The 12,240-nt window shown below is 67.4% G+C and carries 12 protein-coding genes; 6 read left to right on the top strand and 6 right to left on the bottom strand.

The features are described 5' to 3' along the window. The first annotated feature begins 16 nt into the window (after positions 1-16). Positions 17-856 carry an alpha/beta fold hydrolase gene (locus tag OYT95_RS29395; RefSeq protein WP_268789794.1) on the top strand — a complete coding sequence of 280 codons (840 nt, stop codon included), beginning with the start codon at positions 17-19 and terminating at the stop codon, positions 854-856. A 28-nt stretch (positions 857-884) separates the two neighbouring features. On the opposite strand, the gene OYT95_RS29390 is transcribed toward OYT95_RS29395, so the two are convergent. The 4 genes from OYT95_RS29390 to OYT95_RS29375 form a co-directional block, all read right to left on the bottom strand. Continuing rightward, entirely contained in the window at positions 885-1,604 is a 720-nt protein-coding gene (locus OYT95_RS29390; protein ID WP_268789793.1) for a maleylpyruvate isomerase family mycothiol-dependent enzyme, read from the bottom strand. A gap of 11 nt (positions 1,605-1,615) precedes the next feature. Next, on the bottom strand, positions 1,616-2,443 hold the full coding sequence (locus OYT95_RS29385; protein WP_268789792.1) for a fumarylacetoacetate hydrolase family protein: 828 nt from the start codon (positions 2,441-2,443) through the stop codon (positions 1,616-1,618). 7 nt (positions 2,444-2,450) lie between these two features. Beyond that, positions 2,451-3,530: a cupin domain-containing protein gene (locus OYT95_RS29380; protein WP_268789791.1), complete on the bottom strand. Its 1,080-nt coding sequence runs from the start codon at positions 3,528-3,530 to the stop codon at positions 2,451-2,453. A gap of 63 nt (positions 3,531-3,593) precedes the next feature. Further along, positions 3,594-4,400, bottom strand: coding sequence for an IclR family transcriptional regulator (locus tag OYT95_RS29375; protein WP_037238653.1), 807 nt, complete (start codon positions 4,398-4,400; stop codon positions 3,594-3,596). A 48-nt stretch (positions 4,401-4,448) separates the two neighbouring features. Here OYT95_RS29375 and OYT95_RS29370 point away from each other — a divergent pair, with 48 nt between their 5' ends. The 3 genes from OYT95_RS29370 to OYT95_RS29360 all read left to right on the top strand — a co-directional run bounded on the left by OYT95_RS29370 (position 4,449) and on the right by OYT95_RS29360 (position 8,006). After that, positions 4,449-5,678: an MFS transporter gene (locus tag OYT95_RS29370; RefSeq protein WP_268789790.1), complete on the top strand. Its 1,230-nt coding sequence runs from the start codon at positions 4,449-4,451 to the stop codon at positions 5,676-5,678. A 68-nt stretch (positions 5,679-5,746) separates the two neighbouring features. After that, complete coding sequence (locus tag OYT95_RS29365) at positions 5,747-6,946, top strand: FAD-dependent monooxygenase (RefSeq protein ID WP_037238649.1); 1,200 nt, start codon at positions 5,747-5,749, stop codon at positions 6,944-6,946. A 37-nt stretch (positions 6,947-6,983) separates the two neighbouring features. Further along, positions 6,984-8,006, top strand: coding sequence for a magnesium transporter CorA family protein (locus tag OYT95_RS29360; RefSeq protein WP_037238646.1), 1,023 nt, complete (start codon positions 6,984-6,986; stop codon positions 8,004-8,006). Positions 8,007-8,011: 5 nt separating this feature from the next. Here the strand turns inward: OYT95_RS29360 and OYT95_RS29355 are convergent, their stop codons facing one another. Beyond that, the gene (locus tag OYT95_RS29355) at positions 8,012-8,617 is read right to left on the bottom strand and encodes a TetR/AcrR family transcriptional regulator (RefSeq protein WP_037238641.1); all 606 of its coding nucleotides are present in this window, start codon (positions 8,615-8,617) and stop codon (positions 8,012-8,014) included. 82 nt (positions 8,618-8,699) lie between these two features. Between OYT95_RS29355 and OYT95_RS29350 the strand changes: the two genes are divergently transcribed. Continuing rightward, complete coding sequence (locus OYT95_RS29350; protein ID WP_037238637.1) at positions 8,700-9,635, top strand: patatin-like phospholipase family protein; 936 nt, start codon at positions 8,700-8,702, stop codon at positions 9,633-9,635. Further along, the gene (locus tag OYT95_RS29345) at positions 9,632-11,113 is read left to right on the top strand and encodes a flavin-containing monooxygenase (RefSeq protein WP_037238634.1); all 1,482 of its coding nucleotides are present in this window, start codon (positions 9,632-9,634) and stop codon (positions 11,111-11,113) included. The genes OYT95_RS29350 and OYT95_RS29345 overlap by 4 nt, the downstream gene beginning before the upstream one ends. Here the strand turns inward: OYT95_RS29345 and OYT95_RS29340 are convergent. After that, on the bottom strand, positions 11,094-12,239 hold the full coding sequence (locus OYT95_RS29340) for an acyl-CoA dehydrogenase family protein (RefSeq protein WP_037238631.1): 1,146 nt from the start codon (positions 12,237-12,239) through the stop codon (positions 11,094-11,096). The two genes, OYT95_RS29345 and OYT95_RS29340, sit on opposite strands and share 20 nt — an antisense overlap. Position 12,240: the final 1 nt, after the last annotated feature.

The following is a 12,240-nucleotide window of genomic DNA, read 5'->3' as shown; positions in this document are numbered from 1 at the left end:
AGAACAGGAGCGCGCAATGCCCAGCATCGACCTACCCGGAGCAAGACTGCACTACCGCACCGTCGGAAGCGGCAAACCCTTGGTGCTCGTCCACGGCTCTGCCACTGACATGACCACGTGGGACGGCGTCATCGACAACCTGGCCTCCGACCATCGCGTCACCGTCTACGATCGCCGCGGATACGGACGGTCCGAGCACAGGCCCGTCCGTGATCACCGTATCCATGCTCGAGATCTCTGCGCCGTCCTCGAACAAGTTGTGGGAGAGCCGGCGAAGGTGCTCGGATGGAGTTCCGGCGGAAATATTGCGCTGGCATCCGCCACCGCTCGCCCGGATCTGTTCTCCGAGCTGGTCGTCGTCGAAGCCCCATTTCACGGACTGCGGCACGCCGACCGGGCGGTGCTCGCGACCGCAGTTCGCCTGAAATTGCTTCAATTGCGCGGTCACCCGCGGGAAGCGACGGAGGTGTTCTTCCGGTTCGCCACCGCCCTACAGTCCGGTGGCAACAGCTACGACCTCGCCGACGACAGCCTCCGGAACGACATTCTCCGCAACGCCACACCGGTTCTGGCCGAATGGGACCCGCACCCTTTCGGAGTCATGGCCGAGCACATCTCGGTTCGCGCCGTGGTGAACCTGCCGATGCCGATCACGTGGGTCCTCGGCTCCGAAAGTTCGCCGTGGATGACCGGACTGCACACGCGAATACAGCGCCGGCGACCGGACATCGATACCGTTGTCATCAACGGCGCCGGACACCTGATCCACCTCGACTGCCCTGCCGAGTTCGTGGCCGCCGTCCGTGGAGAACCGACTCGAACCGACCACACTGCCCCCACCTGCGACGGTTCATGACTTGACCGCTCAGCAGCCTATCGATGGATCAAAGCCAACGCGGCGGTTCCCCGACTCCGCCGTCGATGCTCATGCCGACGGTGCCGCGTCCGGCGGCCCACCGCACGACCGCGGCGAGGGGCCCGGACACCTTGCCGACCGGTGGTGAATCCGGCTGCACCGCAACCGGTTCACCCCCGTCGACGGTGAGGATCAGGCCGGCGCCGAGGTCCTTGCGCCGCCACATTCCGACGATGTCGGTGAGCAACGACTCGAGGACGATGTCGGGGAAGTCGCCGAACCGGCCGCCGTTGCCGAGGTCGACCGCATGGATCCAGACCTCCCGGGTGCGCATCCACGCCGTCTCCGACGCCGGCACCGTCCGGCCCTGCGCGGTCCGCACCTGCGCATCCCACGCCGAGGCGGGCAGGGTGCGCCACTTCTCGTCGAGCCGGGTGACGGTGTGATCGAACAGGTTCCGCAGCGCCGCCGCCGACAGGGTGGCGCCCTCGGCGATCTCCCGGCCCCGCTGCTCCGCCGACGCATACATCGGGGTCTGCACCCCCGACGCCGCCCAGTCCAGCAACCGGCACAACGCGGCCGCGTTGTACCCGACGTGCGCCACCAGATGTCGACGCGACCACCCCGACAGAAGGGTCTCCCCGTCGAGGTCGGAATCGGACACCTCGGCGAGGCGTTGCGCGAAGTAGGCGGTGCCGCGGCGGGCGATCAGCAACCGCTCGGACACATCGAGATCGTGGAAACCCACCGGGTGCACCCCTACTTGACGATCGTCGTGTTGCGGACGGTGCCCAGGCCCTCGATGGTGACCTCCACGGTCTGCCCGTCCTGAATGTAGAGCCCGGGCTTGCGGGCGTGCCCGACCCCGCCCGGGGTGCCGGTGATCACCACGTCACCGGGCTGCAACGTCACGATGTGCGAGATGTACTCCACCAGCCTGGCCGGGGTGAACACCAGATCGTCGGTGGTGGTGGACTGCACCACCTGCCCCTCCAGGCTGGTGACCAGGGTCCCGCCGAACGTGTAGGAGTCGGTGGTCGTCAGGAACGGCCCGAAACCGCTGGTCTTCTCGAACGTCTTGCCCTGATCCCACTGCAGCGTCCGGTACTGGTAGTCGCGCATCGTGTAATCGTTCATCACCGAATACCCGGCAATGTAGGACTCGGCGTCCGCCTCCGGCACCTGGTACGCCTGCCTGCCGACGACGAACGCCAACTCCCCCTCCCAGTCCAGCTGGGCGGCGGCATACGCCGGGACGATCACGTCGTCGTACGGGCCGGTCAACGCTTCCTTGAACTTCGCGAACAGGGTCGGATACTGCGGCAGATCCCGGCCCATCTCCTGGATGTGGTTGGCGTAGTTCAGGCCGACGCAAATGATCTTCCCCGGGTGCGGGACCACCGGGGCGTAGTCGGCGCCGTCGAGGTCGACGGTGGCACCGGACGCGTTGTCCGCGAGCGACCTCCAGTCCGGGTCGGTCAGCAGCGCGGACAGGTCCGCGAACCCGTCGATGATCGTGCCGGTGGTGTCGGAATCGACGCGGACGGCGACAGTGGCACCGCCGCGGCGCAGGGTGGCAAGCTTCATGGGATTGTCAGGCTCCTTCGGAGATGAATGTGCGGTCAAAGTGCAGGCGCTCGACGATCGGGGCGTCGGAGAACGCGAACAGGTCGAACTCGGTGTCGGCCTCGATCGACCACTCCGTCCACGACGGGACGACGATCATGTCCCCCGTGGACACGGTGCGGGCCTCGCCGCCGAGGACGAACCGCCCGGAACCGTCGAACACCTGGTAGACGGTGGACCCGACGTCGCGGCGGGGCCGGGTGCGGGCGCCCGCGCGGAGGCGGTGGAACTCGGCGCGGATGGTGGGCATCACGTCGCCGCCGGTGGTCGGGTTGGTGTAGCGGACCGCGGCGTGACCGGGTTCGGTGGTCGCCGCATACCCCTCGTCCTCGAGTGCCAGTTGCTCGCGCAGTGCGGCGTCGGTGTGCTCCCACCGGTACGCCGCGATCGGCGAGGACGTTTTCGCGTCCAACCCGACCAGCGGTCGCAGCCCCGGATGCGCCCACAACCGTTCCGACCGGGACACGTCCGGGGTGGAGTCGTCGGTGACGTTCTCGGATCCGAATTCGAAGAACCCGGTGTCGGTGTAATGCACGAACGGGATGTCGAGGCCGTCGATCCAGGCCATCGGCTGATCGGTTTCGTTGTGGTGGCCGTGGAAATGCCAGCCCGGGGTCAGCAGGAAGTCGCCGCGCCGCATCGCGACCGGGTCCCCGTTGACCACCGTCCACACCCCCTGCCCCTCGACGACGAACCGGAACGCGTTCTGCGCGTGCCGGTGCTCGGGCGCCACCTCCTTCGGGCCCAGATACTGGATCGCCGCCCACAACGTCGGCGTCACATAGGGCACGCCACCCAACCCGGGGTTCGCCAGCGCGATCGCCCGGCGTTCCCCGCCCCGGCCGACCGGCACCAGATCCCCGGCCCGCTGCGCCAACGGATACAACGTCGACCACTTCCACACGAACGGCACCGCCCGCGACGTCGGCGTCATCGGCATCAGATCACCGAGCTGGGTCCACAACGGATTCAGGTGCTCGGCCTCGAAATCGGTATAGAGCTGTTTCAGCTCCGGAGCGTCGTCGACGTGCGGTTCGGTAGCGGTCATGGCGTCGACGCTAGGAGGGTCGGCGTCCCGGCGGATAGAGAATTCTTCTGTGCAGAAACTCGGTCAGGGTTCGAGGTCGGCGATGTCCACCTCGAGTTCGCGGATCGCGTTCTTGATCTGCGACACCAGCGGCCCCTGCGAGTGCTGGCGGAAACGGGTGATCGGCACGGCCACCGTCAGCGCCCCGACCGCCGTGCGAGCCCGGTTCCGGATCGCGACGCCGAACGCCGCGACCCCTTCTTCGGTCTGCTGCACGTTGAGGGCGAATCCGACGGCGCGGGCGGCGGACAGTTCTCGCCGGAACCGCTCGAAGTCGTCGGGCGACAGGCGGCGGTCACCCCACTCACGGTCGTCGTCGGCCAGATCCGCGGGCCGCAGGTACAGCTGCTCGAGGGTCTCCCTCGGCAACTCCGCCAGCAGAATGCGCCCTCCCGCAGTCAATTCCGCGTCGAGCACCTGCCCCTGACGGTCGCCGACGCGCAACATTCCCGTCGACTCGGCGGACGACAGGAAGCGCGCCTGAGTGCCGACGCGGATCACGAGGTTGACGGTCTCGCCGCACAGGATCGCGAGGGCTTCCATGTGGGGCCGGCACAGGTCGTTGAACTCGCGCGTCCACCCGCGCTGGGCCGGGCCGGCGCCCATCGCCGACCCGGGGTGGTACATGCGTTTCTCGTCCTGAACGGCGAACCCTCGGTACACCAGCATCGCCAGCAACCGGTGCGCGGTGGACGGCGCGATGCCGAGTTCCTCGGCAGCGTCCTTGAGTCGCAGCCCGCCGACGTCGCGCAGCATCTGCAGCAGGCGCAACGCGTTGTCGACGGACTCCAGCATGTACGTCGGCTTTTCGATCGTTCGCTTCTTCTGCACAGCAGAACTTTATTGCACGGGAGCTGTGCGCCGCATCACCCTCGATTCATGCCCCTCACTGCCACCTCCGCGGCGCCACCGGCGAACCGCGTCGGATTGGACCGCAACGCCGCGATCGCCGTCGTCGTCTGCTGGCTCTTCGTGGTCTTCGACGGCTACGACCTCATCGTCTACGGCAACGTCATCCCGAGCCTGCAGAAGGAGTGGGGCATCAGCGCCGCGACCGCGGGCACGCTCGGCAGCCTCGCATTTCTCGGGATGATGATCGGCGCGGTGCTCGCGGGACGCCTCTCCGACGTGGTGGGACGCAAGCGCGCGGTGATCGGATGCGCGATCATCCTGTCCGTGTTCACCGCGCTGTGTGCGCTGGCGACCGGACCCGTCATGTTCGGCGCATTGCGTCTGATCGCCGGACTCGGCCTGGGCGGCCTCGTTCCCACCTCCAATGCACTTGCCGCAGAACTGATTCCTGCGAAGTGGCGCGCCGCGGTGACCACGACGATGATGTCCGGTGTTCCCATCGGCGGTTCGATCGCGGCACTGATCGGCATCCCCGTCATCCCGAACTGGGGTTGGCAGCCGATGTTCGCCTTTGCCCTCGTCCCGCTGATCCTGCTGGTGCCGATCGCGTGGAAGACGCTGCCCGACCACACTGCCGCGGTGACCTCGACGGAGGTGCGGCCGGCAACCGGCTTCAGCGCACTGCTCGGTACCCGGTTCCGGTCCGTCAGCATCATGTTCGCGCTCGCCACGGTGGTCACCCTGCTCGCCTGGTACGGCCTCGGCACGTGGCTGCCCAAACTCATGCAGGGCGAGGGCACCGATCTCGGCAGCGCGCTCACGTTCGCCCTCGCACTCAACCTCGGCGCCGTGGCGGGCTCGTTCGTCACCGCGTGGGGCGGTGTCCGGTTCGGCACGATCCCGACGAGCGTCGTCGCCGCACTCCTCGCGGGTATCGCGTTGCTGACGTTGCTCACCGCCCCACCGGTCGCGCTGGTTTACGTCATTTTCGTGCTCGCCGGCGTCGGGACACACGGAACTCAGTGCCTCATCATCGCGGCGGTCGCGTCCTACTACCCCGACTACCTCCGGGGCACGGCCCTCGGCTGGGCGCTCGGCGTCGGCCGCGTCGGAGCCGTCGCCGCACCGCAGATCGGTGGCTGGCTCCTGGCCGCCGGACTCGGCGCGGATTCCAACTTCATACTCTTCGGCGTCAGCGCCGTCGTCGCCGCGCTGCTGCTCACCGTGATCTGGCGACGCTTCCCCTCCCCCACGTGAGTGCCACCGTGTGCCCCGGCACGCATTGCCACTCACCTGCCCTGAACGCTCGAAACGAAGGAACTGTCATGTCGAACCTGCAGGATGCGCACATCATCATCGCCGGGGGCGGGATCGGCGGCGCGGCCAACGCCCTCGCCCTCGCCCGGAAGGGCGCGAACGTCACGTTGTTCGAACGGGCCACCGAATTCGGTGAGGTCGGCGCAGGACTGCAGGTCGGACCGCACGGCGCCCGTATCCTCGACTCATGGGGCGTGCTCGACGACGTTCTCTCCCGGGCCTTCCTGCCGAAGAACATCGTGTTCCGCGACGCGATCACCGCCGAGGTACTCACCAAGATCGACCTCGGCGCCGAGTTCCGCGCCCGCTACGGCGGACCGTACTTCGTGACCCATCGCAGCGACCTGCACGCGACACTCGTCGACGCCGCGCGGGCTGCGGGCGCCGAACTGCACACGGGCGTCACCGTCACCGACGTGATCACCGACGGCGACAAGGTGATCGTCAGCACCGACGACGGCCGCACCCACGAGGCGGACATCGCGCTCGGCATGGACGGCCTCAAATCCCGGTTGCGAGCGAAGATCTCGGACGACGAGCCCGTGTCCTCCGGCTACGCCGCCTACCGGGGCACCACCCCGTACCAGGACGTGGAACTCGACGAGGACATCGAGGACGTGGTCGGCTACATCGGACCGCAGTGCCATTTCATCCAGTACCCGTTGCGCGGCGGTGAGATGCTCAACCAGGTCGCGGTGTTCGAATCGCCCGGTTACAAGGATGGAATCGAGAACTGGGGTGGCCCAGAGGAACTCGAACAGGCCTACGCGCACTGCCACGAGAACGTCCGCCGCGGCATCGACTACCTGTGGAAGGACCGCTGGTGGCCGATGTACGACCGCGAGCCGATCGAGAATTGGGTGGACGGGCGGATGATCCTGCTCGGCGACGCCGCGCACCCGCCGCTGCAGTACCTGGCCTCGGGAGCCGTGATGGCGATCGAGGACGCGAAGTGCCTCGCCGACTATGCCGCCGAAGACTTCTCCGCAGGCGGGAATTCCGCGTGGCCGCAGATCCTGAAGGAGGTCAACACCGAACGCGCACCGCGCTGCAACCGCATCCTCACCACCGGACGCATGTGGGGCGAGCTGTGGCACCTCGACGGCACTGCCCGCATCGCCCGCAACGAACTGTTCCGGACCCGCGACACGTCGAGTTACCAGTACACCGACTGGCTGTGGGGCTATTCGTCCGAGCGCGCGTCATAACCGCTTCTCTGCCGGGCTCGTTCGGCAGACTGGGAGCGTGACCCTCAACCTGGTGCAGACCCGTGTGTGGCGCGGTGGCGAGTGCGTCGGCAAGGATTTCCCGCTTGCCGACGTGTCCGAACAAGTGAAGGACGAGAACGCGCTCGTCTGGGTCGACCTGTGCGATCCCGACCACGAGTGCCTGACCGAGCTTGCGGCCGAGTGGTCGCTCGATCCGAACGCCATCGAGGATGCCGTCGCCCGAGGTGAGCGGCCGAAGGCGACACGCTATGCGGGCCATGCGTTCGTGACCGCGTACGCCACCTGGTTCGATACCGGCGACATCAGCACACTCGGCGTCCTCGATTCTCGGCTTCGGCTCAGCCGTATCTCCGCGTTCGTGGTGTCGAACGGGATCATCACGGTGCGGCGGGACGATCGATTCGACATGTCGCAGGTGGTGGAGCGCTGGGAGGAGGACCCCGCACTGCTCACACCGGGTTCCGGCGCACTCGCGCTCCTGCACGGTCTGCTCGACGCCATCGTGGACGGGCAGTTCGAGACGATCGAGACGATCGACGACGCGATCGAAGCGCTCGAGGAGGGTTTGTTCGACGAGTCCGCGCGGACCCGGGAGATTCAGCAGCGTACGTACCGGCTGCGGAAGGAACTGGTGCAACTGCGTCGCGTCGTCCTTCCGATGCGGGAGGTGGTGGGCGCCGTCATGCGCGGGCGGGCCGAATCCGACCGCGACAAGTCGCCGGTTCTCGACGGCTTGTACACCGATCTCTACGACCACGTGACGCGCGCCGCGGAGTGGACGGAGTCGTTGCGCGACATGGTGGTGACCGTCTTCGAGACGAATCTGTCGCTCCAGGATGCCCGGCTCAACACCGTCATGAAGAAGCTCACCGGTTGGGCGGCCATCATCGCGGTTCCCACCGCGGTGACCGGGTGGTTCGGTCAGAACGTCTTGTTCCCCGGAGTCGGGCAGCTGTCGGGAATGATCGCCAGCACCATCGTGATCGTGACGTCGGCCAGCCTGCTCTACATTCTGTTCCGCCGACGCGACTGGCTCTGACGGATCTAGAGTTCACTCGGCTGCGATACCGCAAGCAGCACCCGCAGATTGTCGGTGACCACCCGAGCGGAGATGGTGGGGTCGATGGCGCGCTGAATACCCAGTCCGACACCGAGACTGAGGATGCTGCCGGCCGCGTCCTCCGCGGGCACCGGCAGGACGACCCCGAGTGAGTCGGTGAACGACTTCAGCAGCGTCACCGTGATCTCCCGCGCGACCCCGAGAGTGGCGGTCAGTGCGTCGCGGAGTTCGGGATCGTGGCGGGACAACACGATGAGCTCGAACTCCAACATGGTCCACCCGACGTCGCCGAGCGTCTTCTCGGCCCAGGCCTGGAACGCCTCGAGCCGCTCCTCCATCGTGTCGCCGCCGCCGAGCGCTTCCGCGATCTCCTGCCCCTTGGTGGCGTGGATGAGCCCGAGCACCTCGAGGCACAGTTCCTTCTTGTTCTTGAAGTTGGAGTACACCGCGCCCTTCGAATAGCCGGCCTCGTCGGCCACTTTTTCGAGCGACGTTGCCGCGTACCCGTCGGCCAGGAAGAGGTCGCGCGCGGTCGCGACGAGATGCGCCCGCGTGCGCGCCTGACTCTCCGACCTGGTCAATCGCGCCATGCTCACCCTTTCTTCGAAGCCCCTGCGAGAATATTCCATTTTTCATATACCGCCGGTATCTGGTTTCTGCTAGCTTCTAGATATGACTTCGAGTGACATACAACTCAGCCGCGGATTGGTGATCGGTTGCGGCGGCACGCTCGGCGCAGCCTGGACCGTGGCGGCGCTGGTCGCCGTGAGCGACGCGCTGGGCTGGGACCCACGCGACGCCGACGTACTGGTGGGAACGTCCGCGGGCGCCGAACTCGTCACCATGCTGGGCGGCGGGGCCGGCGTCGACGAACTGCTCGCCATGCAACTCGGTGGGCCCACCCATCCGGCGCTCGACGGGCACCTCGCCGCCGCACCGGGACGGTTCCCGCCGCTCCCCAGGCCGGGCCTCGGTTCGCCCGGCTTGTTGCGCCGCGGACTCCCACCCGTGACCGCCGCGAGCGGACTCCTCCCCCGCGGCCGCGGCGATGCCGCCTGGCTCGACCGGCTCGCACAGCGGTTCGCCTGCGACTCCGGCTGGGTGCGCCACCCGGCGACGTGGCTGGTGAGCATGGACTACGACACGGGAGAGCGCGTCGCGTTCGGCTCACCCGGCGCACCGACCGCCACCCTGCCCGAAGCCCTGCGGGCGTCGTGGGCGATTCCCGGCTGGTATCCCCCGGTCCCCATCGGCGGCCGCCGGTTCGTCGACGGCGGCGCGGTGTCCACGGCATCCGCCGACCTGGTGCTACCCCTCGCACTCGACGAGGTGGTCGTGCTGGCACCGATGGCGTCGACGGGCCGCATCACCGGCCGTGGGGCGGCGCGCATCGAACGCCTGATGTTGCGGAACTGGATGAGTTCCGGACTGGACGCCGAGATCGCGACGCTGGAGGCGGCAGGCACCCGGGTGATACGGCTCGACGCGACCGCCGAGGACCTCGCCGTCATGGGCCCGAACTTCATGGACGGCCGGCGCCGACTCGCCACACTCGAACATTCCCTCGTCACCACCCGCGCTCAGCTTGCGAACGGAGTACGCGCATGAAGCATTACGACATCCTCATCGTCGGTGCCGGGATCTCCGGCATCGGAGCCGCAATTCGTCTGAAACAGAGCGGAATCGACAACTTCGCCGTCCTCGAGAAGGGGGACGCGCTGGGCGGGACCTGGCGTGACAACACCTACCCGGGCTGCGCGTGCGACGTCCCCTCGGCTCTGTACTCCTACTCGTTCGCACCCAACCGGGAGTGGTCGCGGTTGTTCGCCGGACAGGAGGAGATCCGCCAATACATCGAGCGCACCGCCGCCGAACACGGGGTGCCCGCACACGTGAAGTTCGGCACCGAGATGCAGCGCGCCCAGTGGAGCGAGCAGAGCAGGCGGTGGACGGTGGACACGTCCGCGGGCACGTTCACCGCGAACGCCGTCATCGCCGCGGCCGGACCGTGGAACGAACCGCTCGTTCCCGCCATCCCCGGACTGGACACCTTCACCGGCGAGGTGTTCCATTCCTCCCGCTGGAATCACACCTACGACCTCACCGGCAAACGCGTCGCCGTCGTCGGAACCGGTGCATCCGCTGTGCAATTCGTCCCCGCGATTCAGCCGACGGTCGAGTCGCTGCATCTCTACCAGCGCACCGCGCAGTGGGTGCTACCGAAACCCGATCACACTCTGCCCGGTGTCGAACGCGCGATCCTGCGCCGTGTGCCGGGTGCCATCCGTGCGCTGCGACGCGTCGAGTACGCGATCATGGAATCGCTCGGACTCGGTTTCCGGCATCCGTGGATCCTCCGGATGATCCAGCAGGTCGGCAAGGCGCAACTCCGGGCACAGGTACGGGATCCGAAGCTCCGCAAGGCTTTGACCCCCGACTACACGCTCGGCTGCAAGCGACTGCTGCTGTCCAACACCTACTACCCCGCGCTCACCCGCTCCAACGTCGAGGTGCTCGCCAACGCCGTGCAGTCGGTGCGCGGAAACGTCGTCGTCGGCAGCGACGGCGCCGAACGGGAAGTGGACGCCATCATCTTCGGCACCGGCTTCCACATCCTCGACATGCCGATCGGTTCCAGGGTGTTCGACGGCGAGGGCCGCAGCCTCGACGATCACTGGAAGGGCAGCCCGCAGGCCTATCTCGGCACCACCGTCGCGGGATTCCCCAACGCGTTCGTCCTCCTCGGACCGGCGCTGGGCACCGGCCACACGTCGGCGTTCATGATCCTCGAGGCGCAGCTCGAATACCTGATTCAGGCCGTCACCCAGGCCCGGAACAACGGGTGGACCAGGATGGAACCGCGCCGGGAAGTGCAGGACGCGTTCAACGCTCGAGTCCAGGAGGCCCTGGCCACCACCGTCTACAACGCCGGTGGCTGCCAGAGTTACTTCCTCGACGTCAACGGCCGCAACAGCTTCAACTGGCCGTGGTCGACCGACCGCATGCGGCAGCGACTCGGCCGGTTCGACGAATCGGCGTACGACGTGTCGCGTGAGCCCGCGTCGGCTACAGCGACTTCGCGATGATTCCCTTCATCACCTCGTTGGCGCCCGCGTAGATCTTCTGGACGCGGGCGTCCTCGTACATCCGGGCGATCAGGTACTCGCGCATGTACCCGTACCCGCCGTGCAACTGCACGCACCGGTCGATCACCGCGCACTGCTGCTCGGTGAGCCAGTACTTGACCATCGCCGCCTCGGACGGGTCCAGTTCCCCGCGCAGGTGCGCCTCGATGCAATGGTCCAGGAACACCGCACACGTGCGGGCGATGGTCTGACACTCGGCGAGCTCGAACGCCGTGTTCTGGAACTCGAACAGACTGTGCCCGAACGCCTGCCGCGACTTCGTGTACGCGACGGTGTCCTCCACCGCACGAGTCATCGCCCCGGACGCCTGCGCCCCGATGATCAACCGCTCCTGCACCAATTGCGCCATCAACTGCCCGAAACCCTGCCCCTCCTCGCCGAGCAGATTCGCCACCGGCACTCGCACGTCGGTGAACGACAACTCCGACGTGTCGGCGCCGTGCTGACCGACCTTGTCCAGCACGCGCCCGACGGCGAACCCGGGACAGTCCCGCAGATCGACGATCAGCAGCGCCACCCCCTTGGCGCCGGCCTTGGGGTCGGTCTTGACCGCCAGCACGATCAGGTCGGCGGACGCGCCGTTGGTGATGAACGTCTTCGACCCGTTGACGATGTAGTCGTCGCCGTCGCGGATGGCGGTGGTCTTGATCGCCTTGAGGTCCGAGCCGGCGCCGGGCTCGGTCATGCCGATGGCGCCGAGGATCTCCCCGGTCGCCATCCCCGGCAGCCAGGTCTTCTTCTGTTCCTCGGTGCCGTACTCGTTGAGGTAGTGGGCGACGATGCCGGAATGCACGGAGATGCCGAGCGCGAGGTCACCGGCGTAGCCCTGGGCCTCGAAGACGGCGAGGTCGTGGGCGAACGTGCCCCCGCCGCCGCCGTACTCCTCCGGGATCGAGCAGCACAGCAACCCGAGCTTGCCTGCCTCGAGCCACACCTGACGGTCGATGCGGTGCTGGGCGTCCCACTTCTCGTTGTGCGCGACCACCTCGCGTTCGAAGAACCCGACCGCGAGCTCGGACAGGGCCTTCACCTCGTCGTCGTGCCAGGACGGTGTGTGCTTCTTCATC

Origin of the sequence: Rhodococcus sp. JS3073 (assembly GCF_026810085.1) — a bacterium.
GTDB lineage: Bacteria > Actinomycetota > Actinomycetes > Mycobacteriales > Mycobacteriaceae > Rhodococcus_F > Rhodococcus_F wratislaviensis.
This window is presented reverse-complemented; position numbering and strand designations above follow the sequence as displayed.